The sequence below is a fragment of the Solwaraspora sp. WMMB762 genome, assembly GCF_049179115.1.
Classification (GTDB): Bacteria; Actinomycetota; Actinomycetes; order Mycobacteriales; family Micromonosporaceae; genus Micromonospora_E.
In genome coordinates this window covers 3,072,955-3,097,773 of record NZ_JBMHMD010000001.1, presented here as the reverse complement: position 1 = coordinate 3,097,773, position 24,819 = coordinate 3,072,955, and the positions used below count along the sequence as shown (strand labels likewise).

The 24,819-nt window shown below is 72.4% G+C and carries 16 protein-coding genes; 13 read left to right on the top strand and 3 right to left on the bottom strand.

The genetic code is table 11. The features are described from left to right. Positions 1-17: 17 nt before the first annotated feature. The 5 genes from ACN27J_RS13605 to ACN27J_RS13585 are packed head-to-tail and all read left to right on the top strand — an operon-like array spanning position 18 to position 9,277. Positions 18-893: an ABC transporter ATP-binding protein gene (locus ACN27J_RS13605; RefSeq protein WP_416556177.1), complete on the top strand. Its 876-nt coding sequence runs from the start codon at positions 18-20 to the stop codon at positions 891-893. Then, positions 894-4,052, top strand: coding sequence for an ABC transporter permease (locus ACN27J_RS13600; protein ID WP_421366524.1), 3,159 nt, complete (start codon positions 894-896; stop codon positions 4,050-4,052). Next, complete coding sequence (locus tag ACN27J_RS13595; protein ID WP_421366522.1) at positions 4,049-7,159, top strand: FtsX-like permease family protein; 3,111 nt, start codon at positions 4,049-4,051, stop codon at positions 7,157-7,159. The genes ACN27J_RS13600 and ACN27J_RS13595 overlap by 4 nt, the downstream gene beginning before the upstream one ends. Positions 7,160-7,165: 6 nt before the next feature. Continuing rightward, entirely contained in the window at positions 7,166-8,086 is a 921-nt protein-coding gene (locus ACN27J_RS13590) for a tetratricopeptide repeat protein (RefSeq protein ID WP_421366520.1), read from the top strand. Between the two features lie 9 nt (positions 8,087-8,095). After that, complete coding sequence (locus tag ACN27J_RS13585) at positions 8,096-9,277, top strand: arginase family protein (protein ID WP_421366518.1); 1,182 nt, start codon at positions 8,096-8,098, stop codon at positions 9,275-9,277. Positions 9,278-9,544: 267 nt separating this feature from the next. Here ACN27J_RS13585 and ACN27J_RS13580 read toward each other — a convergent pair whose 3' ends face one another. Together ACN27J_RS13580 and ACN27J_RS13575 are read right to left on the bottom strand one after the other, a co-directional pair. Continuing rightward, complete coding sequence (locus tag ACN27J_RS13580) at positions 9,545-9,766, bottom strand: DUF397 domain-containing protein (protein WP_347403684.1); 222 nt, start codon at positions 9,764-9,766, stop codon at positions 9,545-9,547. Beyond that, complete coding sequence (locus tag ACN27J_RS13575; protein ID WP_421366516.1) at positions 9,756-10,670, bottom strand: helix-turn-helix domain-containing protein; 915 nt, start codon at positions 10,668-10,670, stop codon at positions 9,756-9,758. The genes ACN27J_RS13580 and ACN27J_RS13575 overlap by 11 nt, the downstream gene beginning before the upstream one ends. A gap of 484 nt (positions 10,671-11,154) precedes the next feature. On the opposite strand from ACN27J_RS13575, the gene ACN27J_RS13570 reads away from it, so the two are divergent. The 4 genes from ACN27J_RS13570 (at position 11,155) to ACN27J_RS13555 (ending at position 13,707) form a co-directional block, all read left to right on the top strand. Then, positions 11,155-11,412: a hypothetical protein gene (locus ACN27J_RS13570; protein WP_421366515.1), complete on the top strand. Its 258-nt coding sequence runs from the start codon at positions 11,155-11,157 to the stop codon at positions 11,410-11,412. 98 nt (positions 11,413-11,510) lie between these two features. Further along, positions 11,511-11,924, top strand: coding sequence for a DivIVA domain-containing protein (locus ACN27J_RS13565; RefSeq protein ID WP_421366513.1), 414 nt, complete (start codon positions 11,511-11,513; stop codon positions 11,922-11,924). Further along, a complete protein-coding gene (locus ACN27J_RS13560) occupies positions 11,921-13,114 on the top strand; it encodes a hypothetical protein (RefSeq protein ID WP_421366511.1) in 1,194 nt (397 codons plus the stop codon). Before ACN27J_RS13565 ends, ACN27J_RS13560 begins: the two co-directional genes overlap by 4 nt. Further along, a complete protein-coding gene (locus ACN27J_RS13555) occupies positions 13,051-13,707 on the top strand; it encodes a hypothetical protein (protein ID WP_421366509.1) in 657 nt (218 codons plus the stop codon). The genes ACN27J_RS13560 and ACN27J_RS13555 overlap by 64 nt, the downstream gene beginning before the upstream one ends. A 431-nt stretch (positions 13,708-14,138) precedes the next feature. Here the strand turns inward: ACN27J_RS13555 and ACN27J_RS13550 are convergent, their stop codons facing one another. Beyond that, the gene (locus ACN27J_RS13550) at positions 14,139-16,064 is read right to left on the bottom strand and encodes a penicillin-binding transpeptidase domain-containing protein (RefSeq protein WP_421366507.1); all 1,926 of its coding nucleotides are present in this window, start codon (positions 16,062-16,064) and stop codon (positions 14,139-14,141) included. Between the two features lie 249 nt (positions 16,065-16,313). On the opposite strand from ACN27J_RS13550, the gene ACN27J_RS13545 reads away from it, so the two are divergent. From ACN27J_RS13545 to ACN27J_RS13530, 4 genes are all read left to right on the top strand, one after another. Then, entirely contained in the window at positions 16,314-21,380 is a 5,067-nt protein-coding gene (locus ACN27J_RS13545) for an NAD-glutamate dehydrogenase (RefSeq protein ID WP_421366505.1), read from the top strand. Between the two features lie 121 nt (positions 21,381-21,501). Continuing rightward, positions 21,502-22,164 (top strand): GNAT family N-acetyltransferase, encoded by a 663-nt coding sequence (locus tag ACN27J_RS13540; RefSeq protein ID WP_278171095.1) that lies wholly within the window; start codon positions 21,502-21,504, stop codon positions 22,162-22,164. Between the two features lie 103 nt (positions 22,165-22,267). Then, entirely contained in the window at positions 22,268-22,702 is a 435-nt protein-coding gene (locus tag ACN27J_RS13535) for an SCP2 sterol-binding domain-containing protein (RefSeq protein WP_421366503.1), read from the top strand. Beyond that, positions 22,699-24,768, top strand: a complete 2,070-nt coding sequence (locus ACN27J_RS13530; protein ID WP_421366501.1) for a glycogen debranching N-terminal domain-containing protein — start codon at positions 22,699-22,701, stop codon at positions 24,766-24,768. The genes ACN27J_RS13535 and ACN27J_RS13530 overlap by 4 nt, the downstream gene beginning before the upstream one ends. The last annotated feature ends 51 nt before the right edge of the window (positions 24,769-24,819 follow it).

Below are 24,819 nucleotides of genomic sequence, written 5' to 3'. Positions count from 1 at the left end.
ATGGTAGGCAGTACGCCGTGACGGGACTTGCGGTGAGCTGCCGACGGGTGGTGCAGATCTACCGGGGCGAGGCCGGCGATGTGGTCGCGCTCTCCGGCGTCGACCTGCGGATCAACCCCGGGGAGATGCTCGCCCTGGTCGGCCCGTCCGGCTCCGGCAAATCGACCCTGGTGGCGCTGCTCGCCGGGCTGATGCGCCCGTCCGCCGGGCGGGTCAGCGTCGGCAGCTACGACCTGGGCAAGCTCTCCGACCGGGAGGTCGCCCGGCTGCGGGGCACCCAGATCGGCGTGGTGCTGCAGGGCGCCGCCCGCAACCTGCTGCCGTACGCGACGTTGCGCCGCAACGTCTGGCTGGCCCAGCGGCGGGCCGCCGCCACCGCCGGCATCGACCTGGACGACCCGGACCGCATCCTCGACCTGGTCGGGTTGCCCGGCCGCGGCAATGACCGGCTCGCCGAGCTGACGCCGGGCGCCCGGCAGCGGGCCGCGCTCGCCGTCGGCGTCGCCGCCTCGCCCGGCCTGCTGCTGGTCGACGAACCGACCAGCCAACTCGACACCCGGGGCCGCGACGAAGTGCTCGACGCGCTGGAGACGATCAACCGGGAACGGGAGACCACGATCGTGGTGGTGACCCACGACGCGCAGGTGGGTGCCCGGCTCGGTCGGGCGGTGACCATCCGGGACGGCCGGGTCGGCGCCGAGGGCCGCGACGGTGAGGACTTCGCGGTGGTGGCCGGCGACGGCACGGTGCAACTACCGCCCGAGGTGCTCGGCGACTTCCCACCCGGCACCCTGCTGCGGGTGGCCCAGGCCGACGGCGCGGTAACCCTGGTCGTGGGCGGGGCCGCCCCGCCCGGTCTGCTGCCCGACGGCGTCGACGGCACAGGAGTCTGAGTGTTCGCACTGCTCGTCGGCGCGGTCCGGGCCCGGGCCGGCCAGGCCGTCGCCCTGCTGGTGCTCACCGCACTCGCGGTCACCGCCACCACCGCCGCCCCCTGGTACGCGGCGGCGACCACCCGTACCGTCGCCGAGGCCGCGGTCGACGCGGCCGGCCCCAACCTGCTGGCCGCCCGCGCCACCGGCCGGGTCGCCGCCACCGCCGCCGAAGTCGCCGCCGACCAGCAGGTCGACCCGGCCGCCGGAGACCGCACCGAACTCGACGCCACCGGCGCCGACCTGATCGACCGGGCCCGGGACGCCGGCGCCGAGCGGATCGGCTATCCGGGCTCGGCGGCGAGCAGTTCGGTGTGGAGCACCGGGACCGTCGCCAGCGGCCAGGCCGCGCTGGCCGCCAACCTGACGCACCGGGAGCAGGTCTGCGAACACCTGACCGTCACCGGCACCTGCCCGCAGCGCCCCGGCGAGGCGTTGCTCAGCGCACGCAGCGCCGAACGGCTCGGCGTCGGGGTCGGCGACCAGGTCACCCATCGGGCGAGCCGCAGCGCCCCGGTGCTCCTCACCGTCACCGGGACCTACCAGGTGACCGATCCGGGCGAGCCGTACTGGGCGTTCGACGACCTCGGCGGCGGCGGTACCGACGCCGACAACGGTGACCCGGTCTTCGCCACCGCCGGCACGCTGGCCGCCGTACCGGCGGACAACCTCTTCGCCGCCCACCACCTGGTGCTGCCGGCCGCCGCCTACCTCGCCGGAGTCGACCTGGCCACCGAGGTCCGCCGGTCCGACGGTGGTGGCGTCGTCGGCCGTTGGCAGGTCCGCACCGACGCGGCGATCCTGGTGGACCAGATCGCCCGCCACCGCCAACTGGTCGAGCTCGGTGTCGCCGTCGCCGCCGGGCAACTCCTGCTGCTGTCCTGGTTCGCCCTGTTCTTCGCCGTCCGACACACCGCCGAACACCGCCGCCGTGACCTGGGACTGGTCAAACTGCGCGGCGGTGCCCGGTGGCGGGTGTGGCTGCTCACGGTGGGCCAGAGCGGGCTGCCGATGATCGTCGGCGCGCTGGTCGGTGCCGCCGCCGGCCTGCTGGTCGCCCGGCTGCTCGCCGGTGCCGGCCCGGACCCGGAGCAGGTCGGCTCCGCCGCCCGGCTAGCCCTCGCCGCGACCGGCACCGCCGTCGCCGGCGCGCTGGTCGCCGCGATCGCCGCCGACCTGCGCAACGCCCGGGCCGGAGTGGTGGATCTGCTCCGGCACGTGCCGGCCCGGCAGCGCGGCTGGCGGGCCGATGTCGTCGACCTGATCGCGGTGGCCGTCGCCGGGGCCGGGCTCTACCAGGCGTACGTCGGCGCGGCTGAGCCGGACGAGGCCGGTGCTCTGGTGCTGCTCGCCCCGGCGTTGCTGGCCCTGGCAATCGCGCTGATCGCCGGCCGGGCGGCCACCCCGGCGGCCGGTCGGGCCGCGGCGGCCCTGCTGCGCGCCGGTCGGCTGCCCGCCGCGCTGGCCGCGCTGCACCTGGCCCGCCGGCCGGGGACCGCGCGGCTGGTCGCCCTGCTCACCGTCGGGGTGGCACTGCTCGGCACCGCGATCGGCGGCTGGACCGAGTCGGTCTCCGCGCGGGCCGTCCGGGCCACCCACGCCACCGGCGCCGACCAGGTGCTCACCGTGCAGGCCCGCAGCCGGGCCCACCTGCTGGCCGCGGTCCGTGCCGCCGACCCGTCCGGCCGGTACGCGATGGCGGTGGTCGGCAACAATCCCGGGTCGGCCCAGTACGTGCTCGCCGTCGACGCCTCCCGGTTCGCCCAGGTCGCCGCCTGGCACCCCGGCTACGGCCAGGTCGCCGCCGAGGTCGCCGCCGCGCTCACCCCGCCGGCCAGCGAGGTCCGGGTCGGCGACGGACCCCTGGTCCTGACCGCCGCCGGGCCGGACGAGGTGCCGGTCAGCGTCGTCGCGCACCTGGTCGACCCGGCCGGAGACCCGGTGCAGGTGGTCTTCGGCCCGCTCGGCACCGATCGTGCCGAGCATCCCGCCACCGTGACCGGATGCGGCCCGGACGGCTGCCGGCTGGCGTCACTCGAACTGGTCCAACCAGCCTGGAACGGCGTACCGGTGCTGGCCGAACCCGATCTCACGATCACCCTGCACGATCTGGCCGGGGCCACCACACCTCGGCTGGACGCGGCGTACCTCGGCGACATCGGAAACTGGCGCGGCGCGGTCGCCGGTGGCGCCCTCGGCCCCCGGATCAGCGCCGGGCCGGACGGCGTGACCCTCACCACCCCGCCACCGGGCGGGGTGTACCGGGAGCGGTCCACCCGGATCCATCCGATCGACGCGCCGGTGCCGGTGCCGGTGGTGCGCTCCGGGCCGGAGCTCGCCCCGGACGTCCCGGGCGAGCCCCGGCTCGCCGTGTTCGGCGGTGCCGAGCTGCCGGTGCGGTACGTGTCGGTGGCCGCCGCGTTGCCGCAGGCCCGCCAGCGCGGCTACCTGGTCGACCTGGAACGGGCCGACCGGCTGGCCGACGGAGCGGGCGCCGGCGACGTGCCGCAGGTCTGGCTCGCCCCCGACGCGCCCGGGGACCTGACCGACCGGCTCACCGCCGAAGGGTTGACCATCATCGGCACCGACTCCCGGGCGGCGGTGATTGAGCAGCTCGGCCGCCAGGGTCCGCCATCGGCGCTGCGGTTCCAGCTGGCCGCCGGACTGATCGGGCTGCTGCTGGCGGCCGGGGCGCTCGCGGTGGTCGCCGCGGTGGAACGCGACGACCGGGCCGCCGAGCTGGCCGCTCTGCGGGCGCAGGGGCTACCGGCCCGCGCCGTCACCCGGATCGCCTACGGCGGATACGCCGTCGCCGTGACGCTCGCGGTGGTCGTCGGCCTGGTGGCCACCGTGCTCGCCCAACTGCCGATCCGGCAGACGATGCCGATCTTCGTCGACAACTGGGCCGCACTGCCGCTGCGGATCGGTCCGCAGGCCGTCCCGTTGCTGGTCAGCGTGCTCGTGGCGGCAGGGGTGCTCGGTGCGGCGGCCGCGTTCGCCGGTGCCCGGCTGGTCCGGGCCGTCGACTTGCGGGTCGGCCCGCCGGCCGGTTCCCGGGTCGGTCCGCCGGCCGGTCCGAACCCGCCCACGGCCGGCGACCGGGACGGAGACGTCGGATGATCTCCCTGCTGCTGTCGATGCTCGCCGCCCGGCGCGGGCAGGCGCTGGTCGTCTTCCTGCTGAGCGCGTTCGCCACCGCCGCCGCGGTGACCGGCCCGGCGTACCTGGCCGCCGCCGACCGGGCCGTCGTGGCGGCGGAGCTCGACGCGGCCGACCGCGGCGACCGCACGGTCAGCCTGTCCATCCCCGACGTGTTACCCGGGGAGGAAGCCGGCCTCCTGGCGGTCACCGGCGCCGTGCTCGACCTGCCCGGCTTCCGCACCGTCTACACCGTACAGATGCCGATGCTCGGGCTGGAACCCGTCGCCACCGACATCTCCTACCTGGTCTTTCGCGAGGACGTCTGCGCCAACCTGCGGATGGTCGCCGGGCGTTGTCTGATGTCGCCGAACGAGGTCGTGATCGGGGCGGACACGGCCCGCCGGCTGGACCTGGCCCCGGGTACCCCGGTCACCATCACCTGGGCCGAGTACGTCCCGCCGCAGCGCATCTACCGCCCGGGCGGGGCGCCGGCCGAAATCACCGTCGTGGGCGTCTACGAACCGGTGGACCCGGACGCGCTCTACTGGGGCCGGACGCCGTACTTCGTACCCGGCGCCCTGGACGCCTACCGCGAACCGGTATTCACCAGCCGGTACGTCGTCGACGCCATGGACCGGCGCAGCGACTACCGGGGCGTGGACGCGCTGGCCGAGGCCGACGCGTTGGGACCGGACCGGCTGGCGGGCCTCAGCGAGCAGTTGACCCGGCTCGCTGAGCAGGTTCGCGCCGACGGCGCCGGGTACGTCTACTTGTCCGACGACGTCGGACCGCTGCTGGAGCGGATCTCGTCGGCCCAGGCGCTGACCCGGCAGGTGGTGCCGGTCGCGGCCGTCCCGCTGGTGATCCTCTGCCTGTTCGTCGTCTTCGTCGCGGTCGCCGCCGGTACCATGGCCCGCCGCACCGAGCTGGGCCTGATCGCGCTGCGCGGGATCCCCCGGCGGACCCGGTGGACGCTGGCCGCCGGTGAGCCGGCGGCCGCCATCGCCCTCGGCGCGCCGGTCGGCTACCTGCTCGGCTCGGTCGCCGTCGGGCTGCTCGCCGGACTGCGCCTGGAGGAGGGCCGGTTCGCCCCGGTCACCTCGGGCGCGACGGTGCTGGCCGGCTGCGCCACGTTCGTCGGTGCGCTGCTCGCCGTGCTGGCCGCCCAGCGCCGGGAGCTGGCCAGCCCGGTCGTCGAGCTGCTGCGCCGGGTGCCGGCCCGGTCCCGTCTCTGGACCTCGTTGCTGGCGGAGACGGTGATGGTGGCCCTGACCGTGGTCGCCGTGGTGCAGCTGCGGCTGTTCGACAGCCAGCTGATCGGCGTGTCGCTGCTGGTGCCGGCGTTGATCGGGGTCACGGTGGCGTTGCTGGCGGCGCGGGTGGTGGCGCCGCTGACCGGCCGGCTCGGCGCGGTCGCGCTGCGTCGGGGCCGGCTCGGCCCGGCGCTGGGGCTGCTGCACCTGGCCCGGCAGCCGGCCAGCCAACGGCTGTTCACCCTGCTCACCGTCACCGTGGTGCTGACCGGCTACGCGGCCAGCGCGTTCGACGTGGCCCGACAATCACGGGCGGCGCTGGCCGAGGTGCGCAGCGGCGCGGACCGGGTGCTGACCCTGCTGCCCGTCGACGCCGGCACGCTGCTGACGGCCGTACGGACGGTCGACCCGACCGGCGAGTACGCGATGGCGGTCGGCTTCGCCGACACCGACGCGGACGCCCCGGCGCTGCTCGCCGACACGTCGGCGCTGGCCGCAACCGCCCGCTGGCGACCCGAGTTCGGCCCGGCCGGCCCCGCTGACGTCGCCGAGGCGCTGCGCCGACCGGCCGCCACGGCGCCGATCACCGTCGACGGGACGGAGATCTCGGTGGACCTGGTCGTCGTCGACGCCGCCCCGGAGCAGCCCGACCCGACGGCGGATTCGGGGCAGCCCGACCCGTCGGCGGAGCCGGGGCAGCCCGACCCGCGGGGCACCGGTCCGGCCGACGATGTGCGGTTCACCGTCCACCTGCGGTCGCCGTCGGGCGGCGCGGCGGCCGAGGCCACGTTCGCCCGGCTGGGACGGCACACCTACCGGATTCCGGTGGAGTGCGCCGACGGATGCCAGCTCGCCGGGCTGTCCGTCCGGCTCGAACCGGACACCGCCGGTGCGGTCGACCCGGACACCGAGGTCGACCCGCGGGTCCGTGAGGTGACCCTCACCGAGTTCTCCGTCGACGGGGAGCGGCTACTCGGGCCGGCGGAGCTCACCGACGAGCAGCGCTGGCGTGATCCGTCCGGTGGCCCGTCCGAGGCCGGGCCGGACGGGCTGCGACTGCTCGCCGGTGGGGCCGCCCCCGACCCGTGGGCGCTGCCGGCGGACACGCCGTACCCGCTGCCGGCGGTGACCGCCCTGGCCGACAACCGGCCGCCCGGGCTGAACCCGACCACGGCGCTGCTACCCACCGGTGCGCAGCTGACGTCCGAGGTCGACCCGGTCCCGGCGCTGCCGGCGTTGGGCGACCGCGGTTTCCTGGTCGACATGGAGTACGCCGTACGGGCGGTGCCCGAGAAGACCGGGCTCGAAACGGCCCAGGTCTGGCTCGGTCCCCGGGCACCGGCCGACATCGCCGAGCAGCTGGACGCGGCCGGGCTCACCGTTACCGGCGAGTTCACCCCGGAGCAGGTCCGGGCCGGGTTGGACCGGCAGGCACCGGCCCTGGCGATCTGGTTCCACCTGCTCGCCGCCGTCCTGGCGGTGATCCTCGCCGGCTCCGGGATGGTGCTGCTGGCCATGGTCGAACGGCGCCGTCGTGCCGAGGACCTGACCGCGTTGCGGACCCAGGGACTGCCGTCCCGGTCGGCGGCCGGCTCGCTGCGCTGGAGCGGTCTGCCCGCAGTGCTGCTGGCCGCGGCGACCGGGCTCGGCGGTGCGCTGCTCGCCTGGTGGCTGAGCGGCAGCTACCTGCCGGTCGCCGTCGAGGAGGCGGTCCCGCTGGCCCCGGTGCGCTGGCCCCAGCCGGTCGCCGTGCTGCTCCCCGTGATCGGCGTCATGCTGCTGTTCGGGGCGGTGGCGCTGGCGTTGGGACGCGCCCTGCGCGTGCGAGACTAGGTAACCATGAGCGACCCACGTACCACCCCGTCGATTTTCACTCGCGGCGCGGTAGACCTCAGCTCGCTGCGCAGCGCAGCGCCGGCCGGCGGGAACCGGCCGGACGGGACCCCGACCCGGGCCGGTGGCGGCCCGGCGGCCGGCGCACCGGCGGCAGCCGGTGCCGTCATCGACGTCACCGAGGCGACCTTCCAGACCGAGGTTCTCGAACGGTCGATGACCACACCGGTGGTCATCGACTTCTGGGCCGAGTGGTGCGAGCCCTGCAAGCAACTGTCGCCGCTGCTGGAGCGACTCGCGGCCGAGGGCGGCGGCGCTTGGACGCTGGCCAAGATCGACGTGGACAGCAACCAGCGCCTGGCGCAGATGTTCCGGGTGCAGAGCATCCCCATGGTGTACGCCGTCGTCGGCGGCCAGCCGGTCGACGCGTTCGCCGGCGTGGTGCCGGAGGCCCAGCTGCGGCAGTGGCTCGGCGCGGTGCTCAAAGCCGGCGGCGTCACCGTCGAGGAGCCGGAGAACCCGCTGCTCAACGCCGCCGACGAGGCGCTGATGATGGGCGACCTGGACGCCGCGGAGCAGGCCTACCGGAAGATCCTCAACGAGGCGCCGGCGGACACCGCCGCCGAGGCCGGGCTGGCCCAGGTCGCCCTGGCCCGCCGGGTGCAGGGGGTGCAGCCGGCGGCCGCGCTCGACGCGGCGGCGTCGGCACCGGACGACGTACCGGCCCAGCTGCTCGCCGCCGACGTGGAGGTGCTCGGCGGTCAGGCGGAGCAGGCGTACCAGCGGTTGATCGACCTGGTCCGGCGCAGCGCCGGTGACGACCGGGAGACCGTCCGCAAACACCTGGTGTCGCTGTTCACCATGGCCGGTCCGGACGACCCGGCGGTGACCAGGGCCCGCCGGGCGCTGGCCAGCGCACTGTTCTGAGCCCCGCCGATGCGCCGGATCGCCGTACTGGACGCACCGTCGAACCTCGGTCTGCGACCGCCGACCGGGACGTCGGTGCCTGGCTGCGCGAAAGCGCCCGGCGCACTGCGGGACCATCAGCTGGTGGGTCGGCTCGGCGCCCGCGACGCCGGGTGCCTGACCCCGCCCCGGTACGACCCGGCGGACTGGCGACCCGGTGACGGGGTCTGCCACGCCGGGTCGATCTCGGCGTACACGATCGCCCTCGCCGGGCGGATCGGTGCCGTCATCGACGCCGGGGAGTTCCCGGTGGTACTGGGCGGCGACTGCTCGATCCTGCTCGGCGGGGCGCTCGCCATGCACCGGCTCGGCGAGGCGGTCGGTGGGCGGATCGGCCTGGTCTACGTCGACGGGCACTCCGACTTCCGGCATCCCGGCAACGCCTCCTACGTCGGTGCGGCAGCCGGCGAAGGGCTGGCCCTGGTCACCGGCCGGGGCCAGCCGGACCTGGCGGGGATCGAGGGCCGCCGGCCGTACTTCCGCGACATCGACGTCGTGGTGCTCGGCATCCGGGCCCAGGACGAGTACCGGCTGGATCTGCAGGCGGCCGGGATCGTCACCCGGCCGGTGCCGGAGCTGCGCGCGGAGGGGGCGGCGCGCAGCGCCCAGTGGGCCCGTGACCAGCTGGCCGACTGCGCCGGCTACTGGGTGCATGTCGATGTGGATGTGCTCGACCCGGCGGTGATGCCGGCGGTCGACGCGCCGGATCCGGGCGGCATCGCCTTCGCCGAGCTGGAGCTGCTGCTCGCGGACCTGGTCGACACCCCGCACTGCCTCGGCGTTGAACTGACCGTCTTCGACCCCGACTACGACCCGGACGGCAGCTACGCCGCCGACATCGTCTCGACCCTGGTGGCCGGGCTGCGTCCGGTGCACGCCGACCGCGTTCCGGCTGAGCAGGCACCGTCACCGGCAGCCGATTCGACTGTCGCCGCCCCTGCCGAGCAGGAGACGCCGGCGGTTGCCGGGCTGCGGCCGGCGGTGCCGCCTCCAGCGGTGACCTTGACGGTTGCGGATCGGAGCGCACCGAATGGTGGGGCGGCCAAGCCCGGACGGCTACGGCGGCAGACGCCGTCTCCGCGACCACCTGATGCTGAATCTCCCGGGCCGTTGGCGCAACAACCGCCGGCGCCGCCCGCCACTGACACCTGAGCTGAGACGCGGCTGCCTACCGGACGTCTGACTCGCGCACCGAGACGAACAGAGCAGCCTGCGGGTCCCGCCGGATATCGGTGAAGGCATGCGGCGGTAGTTCGGTAGCCTGCTATCCGTGGCCAGCCGCTCATGGATGACGCTTGCGAGCTGGACGGTCGTCGGCTCGGCGATCGAGGATCTGGACCCGGTGTGCGCGGAGCAGCTTGGCGGGTAGGGCCTCGGCAAGCTGCTCGGCGGTGACGCTCGGACCCACGTGCTAGTCGGTCAGTGGGTGTCGGGGGTGAGGGTGGAGAGGAAGGACGTCCAGCCGGCGGGGGAGAAGGTGAGTGCCGGGCCGGCGGGGTCTTTGCTGTCGCGTACGAGGACTGTGGCGGGGACGTTGGTGGCGACCTCGACGCACGAACCTGTGCTGTCCGAACGCGTTGACTTGCGGTACTTCGCTGTGGCCAGGACCTCTGGGGAGAGCGCGTCACGACTACTGGGCACTGGATAGCTCCTTCGCTCTCTGGTTGATCAGGTTCCTGGATGCGGTTTCGTTCAAGGCGGAGCGGTTGATGGCTGCCGCGGCGGCCTCGAATCGGACGATATCGGATGGTTTGTGGGTCAGGAGGTGGCCGGTGAAGTTGTCCATGTAGGCCGTTGCCGGCCTGCCTTGCTCCGGGAACGTTATGACCGCGAACGGCCCCGTGTCGATGCCGTAGTGCGCACCGAGGCTGAACGGCACGACCCGGACGGAGACGTTCGACAGGGCACCCCGCTCATTGATCTGCTGCAGTTGGCGGGCCATCACAGCTGGTCCACCGATGGTGCGGTGCAGCACGGCCTCGCCGAGCACGACGGTGAAGTCGACGGGATTGTCTGATCTTGTCAGGATCTCCTGCCGGCGCATCCTGACAGCGACGCGACGCTCGAACTCGGCATCTGCGGCTTTCGGGCCGTCGGAAGCCGAGATCCGAAGGATCTCCCGCGCGTATTCCTCGGTCTGTAGGAGTCCGTGGACGCGCTCGCCCTCGTAGGCCCATACCGATTGGGCTGCGGCCTCCAGGCCGATGTACATGTCGAAGCCGGGTGGGAGCACGTCGCGGAATCGTGAGAACCAGCCCTTGACCCTGGTGGCTGCTGCCAACGCCAGCATCGTTGCCGTGGTCTCATCGTCCGCGCCGAACAACTCGGCCAGGGACTTCACGTCGTGGTCCTTGACCCGTACGCCGGGCAGGCCGTTGATGATCCGGTGGGCGGTGGGACGGGCGCGCTCCATGTGCTGCGCGGCCTGCTCGATCGTGATCGGGGTCCCGTCCTTGTTCCGTGCCTGTTTGCGCAGGTTCTGCAGCATCAGCGCCAGGCGCTGACGAGCCACGGCTGCGCCGGCGTCGTATCCGTCGACTGCCACTGTGGAGCCCTCCCTCCGGTGCTTGTTGTGCCCCTGCCGACTGTGTCCGGCAAAAATTTAACACTGCATCCGAACGATCTTGTCCGAGCGTAGCCGCCCACTGCGGCTACCTCTCCCGCCCACCTGGCAAAACTATGAAGTCAAAAATTGAATGTTGCGGTTTTGCGTGATCGGTGGTTGACTCCGTACCGGAACGACCTTCGTGGACGGTTGATCAATTGGCCGGCTGCTGGGTAGCGGGGAACGGCGAGTTCATGATCGATTTCCCGCTGCGTATCGCTGAAATCCCAGGTGACCGGGCGAGTCGCGGTAACGGCTCGCCCGGTCGTCCCAGCCCAATCAGAAGGGTTGATCATGGTGGCGCTTGGTGCCCTGACTTCTGGAATCCTGCTCGGCTTCTTCGTCGGGTTGTTCAGTTTCAAGGTCAAATCGCGGTGGTGTCCCGACTGCGGTCGGACGACGGTGCCGGCCGCTGGTCGGTAGCGTGCCGGCGGACCGGTCCCCGGCGGATCCCCGTCCCGGTGACGAGTTGATCGTCGATGGTCGGGCGAGTGTGCAGTTCGCGGCGGGGCGGGGTTTCCGGTTCCGAGTGACGACTGTGGACGCGAAGCTGACGTATCAGGGCTGGGTCTGGTTGGCCGGGTATGTGTTGGCGCCGGACAGTGAGGCCCGTGAGCGTCGGGAGATCTTCGTCGAGCGTGACGGTCTCCGCTGGGCTCCCCGCCCGCGCCGGCACCACTGACCCATCTGACTGGGGTGGCGGCACAACTGCGACGTAACCGCGCGCTCTACATCCGTACCTCTGAAGGTTTTTCGATTGTGTGAAAGGTGGTTTCTGCTGTGCGTGGATTTCTTGACCTGTTCCGGCGGGCTCCGGTGCGGAGTCGGCGTAACCGGCGGTTGCTCGCCGAGATCGCCCGCCACAACCGGCGGCCGACCGACGCCGCTGCCGGGCCGCGCCGGCCGGTGACGCCTGCCCCGAACGCTGCCGGTCACTTGTACGGCAGGCCGGTGCGGCCGTCGATCAGCCCCGGCCTGGTCCGCGACCGCGCGTTCGCCGACCGTGTCCGGCGTGGCTGCGACCCGGTCGAGGTACGGGCGTTTCTGCACCTGGTCGCCGACGAGTTGACCGCGCTGCGCGCCGAACTTGGCTCCACCCGGGAGGAGAACGCCCGGCTCAAGCAGGCGTTGCGGGACTGGCAGTCGCAGCAGTTCGAGCGGACCCACCGGTTCGGGGCGGGGGTGGCGGCGTGAACGGCGTCGACGCGGTGCCGCCCAGCTCGCTGCACATCGTCGGAGTCGGCGCGGACCGGCGGCGGGCGCAACGTGTGTTCACCGTCGCGAACCTCGACACCGGGCAGGTGGCCTCCACCAGCCTCGTTCCCGGCTCGTTCACGCCGTTGCCGACGCCGGGTGGGACGTGGTGGTTGCCGTACGCCCCGATCGTCACCGACCTCGCCGCCCGCGCCGGGGTCGCCGCCGCGACGTTGCGTGACCCGGACTTCCCCGACGAACCGGGCCGGCTGCCGTCTTCGGGGTTGACGCTGCCCAGGCAGTGGCAGCCCACCGTTTCGGAGCGGGACCGGCTGCGGTGGGAGGCGGCGGCGCTCGCCGACCGGCCCGCCACGCCGTGGCTGGTGCTGATCGGCCGCAGCGTCGAGCCGCCGCCACCCGGCGACCCGGGCCGGCTGCTCGGCCGGCTGTGCGCGCTCGCCGACCAGCTGCACGTCGACCTGGTCCTCGAAGTCCGGCCCAGCTCCATCGGGCGTGGGCTCAGCTGGGACGTCCGGTTCGAACAGGCCGGCGGTACGGTCCCCGACTACCAGCACCGGTGGATCGCCGACCTGCCGACCGCGCTCGCCACCATCCCGGCCGAACGGGCGGTGACCGGCCTGACCGTCGCCAACCCGCGACTGCCTGCCCACTACCTGACCGACGACGCCCTCACCGGGCGTGCGGTGCCGGTCGGGTTGGACGGGCACCCCGGCGGCCACGACCTCGACCAGGTCGAACGCCGCATGACAGCCGACGCCGAGCAGCACGGCGGCGCGCAGGCCATCTGGCGTAACCGGCACTGGTGGCACACCAGCCTGCGACCCGCCGACACCCCCGGCACATTCGTCCGCGGCTGGGAACCGCCGGCACCGAAGTACTGGGGCGAACCGATCCCCACCCACCCCTGCGGCCGGTGCGCCGACCGGCCCGACCCGCCGTTCTGCCTGGACTGCTACGGCACCGGCAGGTCCGGCGCGGCGCGGTGCTCACCGTCACCGACCTGCGTGGCCGGACCGTGCACCGAAACTGGCGACCCGACGACCCCGACCAACCACCACCCGCCCTGGTACCCGCCGACCGGCTGTCCGGCTCCACCGTCTGGCAGTTGCCCGAGCACTACCAGATCGGGGCGCTCGCGGCACAGTTCGGCGTCGAGCCGACCGACCTGACCGACATCGACGGCGAACACAGCATCGACCAGCACCTACGCCTGGGTGTCAGCCAGGTCCCCCACGGCGGCGGCGACCCACTCGACGCGTACCTCGGGGAAGTCGGCGCCACCCACGACGGCGCCCGGATCCTGGTCCTCGCCACCGGTTGGCCCGGCCCCACCCTCGACCAGGTCGCCGCCCTGATCCGCGGCCTCGGCCTCGCCCTCGACATCACCGTCATCGACCACCGCAACACCATCGGCCGACCCGAACTGTCCCAAGGCCACTCCTGGTCGATCCGGGTCGTCGACCCCACCACACCGCACACCGTCGACCCCGTCCCCACCAGCGCCAGCCTGCCCGAAGCCGTCGCACTCTGCTACCGCTACCTGCACGGCGCACTCCGCGCCACCATCCCCACCAACCCGGCCACGCCGATACCCGTCCCACAACAGCCCGCGACGGCCGGAACCCTCCCCGACACCACAACCTGCATCACCCAGCTACGCCGCCACGCCGCCACCCGACCCGGCCAGCCCGCCACCATCCGCCTCCACCCCGACGGCACCCACGCCCTCACCACAACCGAGACGAAGAAGACCTGGTCATGACGCTAGGAGCGCCAGGCCCCGACCATCTACCGTGGGGAGGTGGCGCGGGTACCGGTGGCCGGCACGTCGGGCGCAGGGAAGACCACCCAGGTCCGCTTCTACGACCGCTTTCACCATGTCGTCCTCAGCGCGCCGCTGGGGTTCTTCTCCAGCGAGTGATTCGTCGGACGAACCCCTATGGAAGAACTTCCGATCAGCACGCGGAGATCGCCGAGTACGTCCGGACCGTTGAGCCGCTTCTCAGACGTGGAGCCACCATCGAGCTTGCCGGACGTCAAACGATCTCCGAGCTGGCCGACGTCATCGAGAATCTGGTCAGGAAGCACTGATCCGCCGCGACTCGCGAAGTGCCCGACGGCGCGGCTGTCAGCGGCCGTACGACGAGCCGGGCAGGAGCAGTTTGAAGGCCGGATCGTACCCGGTGGGTTGGGTCAGTCGGTGGCGAGGCCGCGTAGGAACCGCTCGGCGATGGGCACCGCCTGGCCGGAGCCGGATCCGCCCTGCTCGACGAAGACGGCGAAGGCCAGGTCGCCCTGCCAGCCGACGAACCAGGCGTGCGTGTTCGCCGGGTCGTCGTCGTACTCGGCCGTGCCGGTCTTGCCGTGCACCGGCTCGCCCGGCACGTCCCGCAACGCCTGCCCGGTGCCGTCGGTGACCACCTCACGCATCATCGTCCGTAGCGCCTGCACCGCCGCCGGGTCCAGCTGTGGGCCGTCCGGCACCGCCGACGGCGGCGCGGGCTCGACGATCAGCGTCGGCTGGCGCCACTGCCCCCGGGCGACTGCGGCGGTGGCGCCGGCCATCGCCACCGGGCTGACCAGCGTGGTGCCCTGGCCGAAGGCGGCGGCGGCCCGTTCCGCTGGTGGGCCACCGGCGGAGACCGCGCCGGTGAACGCGGACACGCCGAGCCGCCATTCGCCTTCCAGCCCGAGCAGCCGGCCCGCCTCGGCCAGCCCGTCCGCCTCCAGCTGCGGGGCCAGCTCGACGAAAGTGGTGTTGCACGACTTGGCGAAGGCGGTCCGGAACGGCACCCGGCCCAGCTCGAAGCCGTCGGAGTTGGTGAACGAGCGCCCGTCGACGGTGGCCGTCTTCGGGCAGTCGACGGGTGCGTCCGGGTCGACCGCGCCGGCTTCGAGCAGGCCGAGCGCGCTGACCATCTTGAACGTGGAACCGGGCGGGACCTGTGCGGTCAACGCCAGGTTCTCCGTACCACCGTCGGGGCCGTTGGCGACGGCGACCAGCGCGCCGTCGCTGACCCGCACCGCCACCAGCGCGGCACGCTGCTCCACGTCGGCCAGCGCGGCGTCGGCGGCGGTCTGCACGGCCGTGTCCAGCGTGGTCCGCAGCGGCTCGCCCGGTCGGGCGTCGGCGCGGAACACCACCTCGTCGCCGGCGACGCTGCCGTCCGGGGCGGTGCCGACGATCTGCACCGAATACCCGGGTACGCCGCGTAGCCGCTCCTCGTACCCGCCCTGCAGGCCGCCGTGGCCGACCAGGTCGCCGACCTCGTACCGGCCGGGGTGCGCCTCCATGTCCTGCCGCTGCACCGGGTCGACGGTGCCGAGCAGCGCGCGGGCGAACTCCCGGGTGGGGGCCAGGTCCCACTCCTGCCGGCGGAACTTGGTGCCGGGCAGCTGGTAGATCCGGTCGCGGATCTGTTCGTACGCCTCCTCGCGTAGGGTGACCACCTCGACGAAGGCGTCCGGCTTCGCCGCGTCGAGCCGGTCCGCCAGCCCGGAGACGTCGACCGGCGGGCTGATCGCCGGTCGGATCGCCCGGAACGCGGCGTCGAGCTGGGCGGCCAGGGCGGCCGGGTCGTCGACCTCACTGGGCTGTACGCCGACCACCACCACCGGGCGCGGCGCGACGATCGGCTGCCCGGCCCCGTCGAGGATGGCGCCGCGGGGCGGGGCGAGCCGGTTCAGTGCCAGCCGGTCGCCGCTGCCGAGCCGCTCGTGGACGATCGCCGGCTCCCAGATGATCTGCCAGGCGTCGTCGGCACCCCGGCGTAGCCGGACCGAGGTCGGGTAGCTCCACCGGACGTCGCCGGGGAGCGTCCATTCGACGGCGATGGTGGCGGTCGCGATGTCCTCGGTCACCTCGGCGTCGCCGTCCGGGCGCAGCTGCGGCGGCGTGTCCTTCAAGTCCCCGGAGAGGGCGGTCAGCTCCTCGGCGACGTCAGCGGCGGGCACCCGTTCGCCGGCCGGGGTGATGAAGCCGATGTCGGTGAGGTCACCGGAGTGCCAGCCGTCGATGAAGGCCGAGACCGTGGCGTCCGGCCCGTCGTCGGAGGAGCAGCTGGTCAGTGCGGTGACGGCGAGTAGCAGCGCGGTCGCGACGGTCGCCTTGCGGCGCATGCGACGGCCCCCTTCCGGACGCATGGCGGACACCGGAACGGTAGTACGTGCGCGCATGGACCGCTGTCCCCCGGGGTACCGGATGAACTGTTGTCCCGTTTCGTCCAGGCCATGTCACCCGACGTGGTCAGACAGTGTCGTCAAGCTGACGACGGGGTGCCGGTGTGCCGTCGGAACCACGATCCGGGAGGAATAGGCTTGGCCGAGGTTGACCCCACAGCGTGGTGGGGCCGAGGGGAGTCTGCGCCAATGAACCGCCGTCCGGTCACGAAGTCGAAACGTCAGGCCTCGGGCGGTGACGGGCAGCGTCGCCGGCAGAGCGCCGGGCCGCACCGCCAGTCCGAGCCGGACCCGGACGAGGTGTTCGACCTCCAGACGTTCGCGCCGCCGGAGTCGGCGCTGGCCGCCGTGGTCGACGACACCGACGACACCGGGTACGACGAGCCGATGCCCAGCGCCGAGCGGCTGATCGCCCAGGCGGTGTCGCTGGCCGACACCGATCACGACGCCGCCTCCCTGGTGGACCGGTTCTGGCGGTTCGCCGCCGACGAGGAGCTGGTCGGCTGCCGCCCGCAGGAGATGCTCGACGCCGCCCGGGCACACCGGGAGCTGGCCGGGCACCGGCTGCCCGGCGAGTTGAAGCTGCGGCTGACCCCACCCGGCGACGGCCGGCCGTACACGATCGTCGAGATCGTCACCGACGACATGCCGTTCCTGGTCGACTCGGTGACCGCGCTGCTCACCGAACGGCACTTCGACGTCCACCTGCTGGTCCACCCGCTGGTGGTGGTCCGCCGCGAACCACTCGGCCAGCTCACCGAGGTGGCGGCCGACGTCGAGCCGGACGACGCGATCGACGGCGACCTGGTGGAGAGCTGGATCCGGATCGAAATCGACCCGATCCGGATCGCCGGTGACCTGGACCGGCTGCGCCGCGACCTGCAGCGGGTCCTCACCGACGTGCGGGAAGCGGTGGAGGACTGGCCCCGGATGCGGCAGCGGGCGCTGGCCCTGGCCGACGAACTCAACCGGGCCGAGCCCGGATCACCCGACGCGCCGCCGGTGCCGGAGAAGGACCTCACCGACTCGGTCGAGCTGCTGCGCTGGCTGGCCGACGACCACTTCACCTTCCTCGGCTACCGGGAGTACCGGCTGGTCGACAGCGCGGACGGGGACAAGGCGCTGGTAGCGGTGCTCGGTTCCGGGCTGGGCATCCTGCGCCAGGACCAGACCCGGCCGCGCCCGCTCACCTCGATGACCCCGCAGGCGGCGGCGAAGGCGTTGGAGCAGCGGCTGCTGATCATCACCAAGGCCAACTCGCGGGCCACCGTGCACCGGGCCGCCTACCTCGACTACGTCGGCGTCAAGGTCTTCGACTCGGCCGGGGCGGTGGTCGGCGAGCGCCGGTTCCTCGGGCTGTTCTCCACCGCCGCGTACCGGACCAGCGTGCAGGAGCTGCCGGTGGTGCGGCGCAAGGTCGCCGAGGTGCTGGAGCGGTCCGGGCTCAGCCCACGCAGCCACTCCGGCAAGGACCTGCTGCAGATCCTGGAGACCTACCCGCGCGACGAGCTGTTCCAGATCCGCACCGACGACCTCTACCACGCCGTACTCGGGGTACTGCGGATGGCCGGCCGCCGGCAGCTGCGGCTGTTCCTGCGCTCCGACGGGTACGGGCGGTTCCTGTCCTGCCTGATCTACCTGCCCCGGGACCGGTTCACCACCCACAACCGGCTGCGGATGCAGCAGATCCTGCTGCGCGAGCTCAACGGCGTCGGCGTCGACTACACCACCCGGGTCACCGAGTCGATGCTGGCCCGGGTGCACTTCATCGTGCGTACCGACCCGGCGTCGCCGCCCGCCGAGCTGGACCCGGACCGGCTCGCCGAACTGCTCGCCGAGGCCACCCGGCTGTGGGAGGACGACTTCCGGCTGGTGCTGGAACGCAAGCTGGGCGACGAGTCGGCCAAGTCGCTGCACCGGCGATACGCCGACGCCTACCCGGAGGGGTACAAGGAGGAGCACACCGCGTACGAGGCGGTCCAGGACCTGGCCAAGCTGGAGCTGCTGGAGGAGCCCGGCCAGCTGGAGATGCACCTGTTCCGGCCGCCGGGCGGCACCGGGGTCGACGAGCGGGACGTGCGGTTCAAGGTCTACCGGTACGGCGAACCGATGGTGCTGTCCGACGTGCTGCCGGTGCTGCACTCGCTCGGCGTGCAGGTGATCGACGAACGGCCGTACGAGATCGACCGGGTCGACCAGCGGATCTACCTGTACGACTTCGGGCTGCGGCTGCCGGTCGGCGCCCGGGCGATGGCCGAGGTCCGGCCGCACGTGGAGAATGCGTTCTCGGCGGCCTGGCGCGGTGAGGCGGAGATTGACGGCCTCAACGAGCTGGTGCTGCGCGCCGGGCTGACCTGGCGGCAGGTGGTGGTGCTGCGGGCGTACGCGAAGTATCTGCGCCAGGCCGGCGCGGTCTTCTCCCAGGAGTACATGGAGTCCACCTTCGTCGCCTACCCGGCGATCGCCGCGCTGCTGATCCAACTCTTCGAGACCCGGTTCGCGCCGGGGCCCGATGTCGACGACGAGCGCCGCCGCCGGCGCGGGCAGGAGCTGGTCGCCGTGATCGGCCGCCAGTTCGACGAGGTGGACAGCCTCGACCAGGACCGGATCCTGCGCAGCTACCTGACGCTGATCCTGGCAACCCTGCGGACCAACTTCTACCAGCGCGGCGCCGACGGCCGCCCGGTCCCGTACGTGGCGATCAAGCTGGACCCGCAGGCCGTCCCGGACCTGCCGGCGCCCCGGCCGGCGTACGAGATCTTCGTCTACTCGCCCCGGTTCGAGGGCGTGCACCTGCGCTTCGGTGAGGTCGCCCGGGGCGGGCTGCGCTGGTCGGACCGGCGGGAGGACTTCCGTACCGAGGTGCTCGGCCTGGTCAAGGCGCAGATGGTGAAGAACGCGGTGATCGTGCCGGTCGGCGCCAAGGGCGGCTTCGTGGTCAAGCAGCCCGGCGGTACCGCGCGCGGTCGGGCGGCGGCCGAGCCACCGGACCGGGAAGCGGCCCAGGCCGAGGGGGTGGCCTGCTACCAGCAGTTCATCTCCGGTCTGCTGGACGTCACCGACAACATCGTCGCCGGGCAGATCGTGCCGCCGCAGCGGGTGGTGCGCCACGACGGCGACGACCCGTACCTGGTGGTCGCCGCCGACAAGGGCACCGCGACCTTCTCCGACGTGGCCAACGCGATCTCGATCTCCCGGGGTTTCTGGATGGGCGACGCGTTCGCCTCCGGCGGGTCGGCCGGCTACGACCACAAGAAGATGGGAATCACCGCGCGGGGGGCCTGGGAGTCGGTCAAGCGGCACTTCCGTGACCTGGGGGTGGACGTCCAACGACAGGACTTCACGGTGGTCGGCATCGGTGACATGTCCGGCGACGTGTTCGGCAACGGGATGCTGCTGTCCGAACACGTCCGGCTGGTCGCCGCCTTCGACCACCGGCACATCTTCCTCGACCCGGATCCGGACGCGGCCACCTCGTACGCCGAGCGGCGGCGGCTGTTCGACCTGCCCCGGTCGTCGTGGGCCGACTACGACACCGGGCTGATCTCGGCCGGCGGTGGCGTGTACCCGCGTACCGCCAAGTCGGTGCCGGTCAGCCGGCAGGTCCGCGCGGCGCTCGGCCTCGACGACGGGGTCGACCTGCTCTCCCCGCCGGAGCTGATCCGGGCGATCCTGCGCGCCCCGGTGGACCTGCTGTTCAACGGTGGCATCGGCACCTACGTCAAGGCCTCCGGCGAGTCGCACGCCGACGTTGGCGACAAGGCCAACGACCCGATCCGGGTCGACGGCCGGTCGGTGCGGGCGAAGGTGGTCGGCGAGGGCGGCAACCTGGGGCTCACCCAGCGTGGCCGGATCGAGTACGCGACCGCCGGCGGGCGGATCTACACCGACTTCATCGACAACTCGGCAGGCGTGGACTGCTCCGACCACGAGGTCAACATCAAGATCCTGCTGGGCGGCGCGGTGGCCGATGGCGAGCTGACCGTACCGCAGCGTGACGCGTTGCTCGTGGAGATGACCGACGAGGTCGCCGCGCTGGTGCTGCGGGACAACTACGACCAGGCGCGGGCCCTGGCCAACGCCTGCGCCCAGGCGCGTCCGCTGCTGCCGGTGCACCGGCGGATGATCACCGACCTGGAACAGTCCGGGCAGCTGGACCGGGAGTTGGAGGCGCTGCCGTCCGACGACGATCTGGCGGAGCGGATCCGCGCCGGCGCGGACGGGTTGACCCTGCCCGAGTTCGCGGTGCTGCTCGCCTACGCCAAGATCTCCATCGAGGGGCAGGTGCTGGCCGACGGGCTGCCCGACGAGGCGTGGACCGACCGGGTGCTGGCGGACTACTTCCCGACGCCGCTGCGCGAGCGGTACGCCGCCCGGATGACCGATCACCGACTGCGCCGGGAGATCGTGGTGACCAGCCTGGTCAACGAGGCGGTCAACCGGGGTGGCATGTCCTTCGTCTACCGGACGATGGAGGAGACCGGGGCGTCGGCCGCCGACGTGCTGCGGGCCTATGTGGTGGTCCGCGACGTGTTCGGGCTCGACACGCTGTGGGCCGACATCGACGCACTGGACAACGTGGTCGGCACCGCCGCGCAGGTCTCGGTCTACCTGGAGAGCCGGCGGCTGCTGGACCGGGCGGTCCGCTGGCTGGTCACCAACCGCAAGTCCCCGCTGGACGTGTCGGGGGAGACCGCCCGGCTGCGCGACGGGGTGTCGCGGCTGCTGCCGGAGCTGGGCGACTACTTCCGGGGCGACGAGCGGGAGTCGCTGCGGGCCCACGTGGACACCATGACCGGTCGCGGTCTGCCGCCGGATCTCGCCGACCGGGCCACTCGGATCATGTACAGCTTCGGGCTGCTCGACGTGGTGGAGACCGCCGCCGACACCGGCTGCGACGTCACCGAGGTCGCCTCGGTGTACTTCATGCTGTCCGAACGGTTCCGGGTCGACTGGCTGCTGAGCAAGATCTCGCTGCTGCCCCGGGGGGACCGCTGGCAGACGCTGGCCCGCACCGCGCTGCGCTACGACCTGTACGCCGCGCTGGCGGCGCTCACCGTCGAGGTGCTCACCGCCACCCCGGGCGAGCTGGCGGTGCAGGACCGGGCCGAACAGTGGGAGCAGGACAACGCCAGCGCGGTGGCCCGGGTCCGGCGGGCGATGGAGGACTTCGCCCACTCGCCGGCTGACCTCGCCGCACTGTCGGTGCTGCTGCGCCAGATCCGGACACTGGTCCGCACATCTTCGGCCAACTGACCACATCGGCCGGAAAAGCTGCATACTTTCGGCAGGGTAGACAGAGGCATTTCCGGGCGGGTGAACGGCTTCTCCATCAGGGCGGCGTGCGGGCCGTCCCGTACGGCAGGAGGCAGGCAGGATGCTGGACAAGCGTCTCTACCACCATCTGGTCAGCTGGCTGGGCCAGTGGCCGGCCGGCCGGGCGTTGCAGGTGGTCGGCTCGGAGCGACGGGTCCGACCAGGCTGGGACGGCCGGCCGCATCCGGTGGTCGGCGTCGGGGCGCCCGGCGGCGCGGTGCTGTCCGTGCCACCCGACAAGGTCGAGGCGGTACGCGCGTTGACCGACCTGCCGCTCACCGATCTGCTGGCCAAGTTGCCCACCGCGGTCGGCCGGCCCGGCTGGCGGGCGCAGCGCACCGTGTTCCGGTACTGTCTGGCGCCGGCGCCGCTGCCCGACGCCGGGGACTGGATCGACTCCGCTGACGAGTCGTTGCCGCCCTGGCTGCGGCAGTTCACCAACCCGGTGCTGGTCGCCCGGGACGCCGACGGGACGTTCCTGGCCGGGGTCGGGCTGAAGCGGCACGACGCGCACGGCCAGGAGATCGCGGTCGGCACCGTACCGGCGGCGCGTGGTCGTGGCCTGGCCCGCCGGCTGGTCGCCCAGGCCGCCCGTCGGGTGCTCGACGGCGGCGCCGTCCCCACCTACCTGCACGCGGTGGGCAACGCCGCGTCGGCGAAGGTGGCCTCGGCCGCCGGGTTCCGCGACCGGGGCTGGACCGCGTACGGCATCTCCGCCGACTGATCGAGGCCGGAGCTGTGACCTGACACCCGGGCCGGCTTCACCCGGTACGGGTGATGCCGTACCACCCGATCAGCCGCGACCCTGCCATTGGTGGAGGGAGCGGATGATGCCGCAGACGACGCAGCGGGCGCAGACCACACGGACCGCCTCGGCGCGGGAACCGATGCCGGCGACGCGGGAGTTCTTCGACCGCCTCGGCCGTAAGGAGAACGCGTCGCTGCTGCGGCAGATCTCCGGGACGGTGCGGTTCGACCTGGCACACGACGAACAGGTGGACTACTGGTTCGTCGCCTTCGAGGACGGTCGGGCCAACCTGGTGCGCGAGCAGCGGGACGCGGAGAGCGTGCTGCGTACCGATCAGGAGGTCTTCGAGGGGATGGCCCGGGGCGAGATCAACCCGATGGCGGCGATGCTCCGGGGCCAGATCATGGTGCTCGGCGATCTTCGCCTGCTGATCCTGATCGAGCGGATGATGCCCGGCCCACCCGGTTCCCACGATCCACGCGCGTTCGCCCGGCGGGAGAGGACTGAGCAATGACCGAGGGAATGGTCAGCATCCTGGACGGCAACACCTTCGTGGTCAGCGACAGTCAGGGCGACATCGACGCCTCTCCGGCGGCACCCACCGGGCTCTTCTCGTTCGACACCCGGTTCCTGTCGAAGTGGCAGCTGACCATCGACGGTGAGCGGCTGTCCTCACTGTCGGTCGACGACCTGCAGTACTTCGAGGCACGGTTCTTCCTGGTGCCCGGCGAACCGACCCACTACGTCGACGCCGAGATGTCGGTGATCCGGCAACGCTGGGTGGGCGGCAGCTTCGATGAGGAGATCACCATCCTCAACCACGCCCAGGAGCCGATGGAGCTGAACGTCCGGCTGGAAGCGGGCAGCGACTTCGCCGACCTGTTCGAGATCAAGGACGTCCGGCACAAGGTCGGCAAGCACTACGCCCACGTCGACCGGGACTGTCTGCGGCTCGGCTACCAGCGGGAGAGCTTCCACCGGGAGACGATCATCACCAGCAGCGAGCCGGCGGCGATCGACGAATACGGGCTCAGCTTCACCATCACCATCGAGCCGCACGGCAAGTGGATCACCCACATCAAGGTGAAGACCACCGCGATCGGTCCGGACGGGCGGGACCTGCGAGAGGGCCTGCTCGGCCAGCACTTCGACCGGGCCAAGCCGGAGATGCGCCGGGAACTGGACGAGTGGATCGCCCGGGCACCCCGGCTGGCCTGCGAATGCGAGCCGCTCGCGTCGACGTACCGGCGGAGTCTGGTGGATCTGGCCGCGCTGCGTTACACCCCGCTGTCGCTGGCCGGGCAGTCGGTGCCGGCCGCCGGTGTGCCGTGGTTCGCCACCATGTTCGGCCGGGACAGCATCTTCACCAGCCTGCAGGCGCTGCCGTTCGCGCCGGAGCTGGCGGCGGCGACGTTGCGGCTGCTCGGCGCGCTGCAGGGCAGCAAGCTCGACGACTTCCGGGACGAGGAACCGGGCAAGATCCTGCACGAGATCCGGTACGGCGAGTCGTCGGCCTTCGAGGAACAGCCGCATACCCCGTACTTCGGCGCGGCCGACTCGACCCCACTGTTCGTCGTACTGCTCGACGAGTACGAACGGTGGAGCGGCGACGTCAAGCTGGTCCGGGCCCTGGAGACCGAAGCCCGGAACGCGCTGAACTGGATCGACACCTACGGTGATCTGCTCAACAACGGCTACCTCTGGTATGAGCGGCGCAACGAGGAGACCGGTCTGGAGAACCAGTGCTGGAAGGACTCCTGGGACGCGATCTGCTACCGCGACGGCCGGTTGCCCGGCTTTCCCCGGGCAACCTGCGAACTGCAGGGGTACGCGTACGACGCGAAGAGACGCGCTGCCCGGCTGGCCCGCGAGATCTGGCACGACCCGGGGTACGCCGACCAACTGGAGCGGGAGGCGGCCGACCTGAAGGCCCGCTTCAACCGGGACTACTGGGTTGAGGACGGGGGGTACTTCGCACTCGCGCTGGACCCGGAGGGTGGTCAGGTCGACGCGCTGTCGTCGAACACCGGTCATCTGCTGTGGAGCGGTATCGTCAACGATGACAGGGCGAAGAGCGTCGCCAGGCATCTACTCAGTCCCCGGCTGTTCTCCGGCTGGGGGGTGCGGACCCTCGCTGAGGGGGAGGGCCGGTTCAACCCGATCGGCTACCACGTCGGCACGGTCTGGCCGTTCGACAACTCGTTCATCGCTTGGGGGCTGCGCCGGTACGGCTTCGTCGAGGAGTCGGCCCGGATCGCCGACGGCATTATCAACGCCGCGCAGTACTTCAACGGCCGGTTGCCGGAGGCGTTCGGCGGCTACGACCGGGCGCTGACCAAGTATCCGGTGGAGTACCCGACCTCCTGCAGCCCGCAGGCCTGGTCGACCGGGGCGACGCTGCTGCTGCTGCGGACTCTGCTTGGCCTGGAGCCGCAGGGCGAGCACCTGGTCATCGATCCGGCGTTGCCGATCAGCATGGGCCGGATCGAACTGCTCGACATTCCCGGCAGGTGGGGCCACATCGACGCGTTCGGTCGCGGTCGGATGGACATCCACCGCAAGGAGCGCCAGCCGGCCTGACCCGGGGCGTACGGCCCTGACCGCCCAGCCCTGACCGGTGTCCGGCCGGCC

Coding starts and splice junctions, on each gene's coding strand:
- ACN27J_RS13595 (WP_421366522.1), top strand. CDS start 4,049: ATGATCTCCCTGCTGCTGTCGATGCTCGCCGCCCGGCGCGGGCAGGCG.
- ACN27J_RS13590 (WP_421366520.1), top strand. CDS start 7,166: ATGAGCGACCCACGTACCACCCCGTCGATTTTCACTCGCGGCGCGGTA.
- ACN27J_RS13585 (WP_421366518.1), top strand. CDS start 8,096: ATGCGCCGGATCGCCGTACTGGACGCACCGTCGAACCTCGGTCTGCGA.
- ACN27J_RS13550 (WP_421366507.1), bottom strand. CDS start 16,064: ATGCGCCGCAAGGCGACCGTCGCGACCGCGCTGCTACTCGCCGTCACC.
- ACN27J_RS13545 (WP_421366505.1), top strand. CDS start 16,314: ATGAACCGCCGTCCGGTCACGAAGTCGAAACGTCAGGCCTCGGGCGGT.
- ACN27J_RS13540 (WP_278171095.1), top strand. CDS start 21,502: ATGCTGGACAAGCGTCTCTACCACCATCTGGTCAGCTGGCTGGGCCAG.
- ACN27J_RS13535 (WP_421366503.1), top strand. CDS start 22,268: ATGATGCCGCAGACGACGCAGCGGGCGCAGACCACACGGACCGCCTCG.
- ACN27J_RS13530 (WP_421366501.1), top strand. CDS start 22,699: ATGACCGAGGGAATGGTCAGCATCCTGGACGGCAACACCTTCGTGGTC.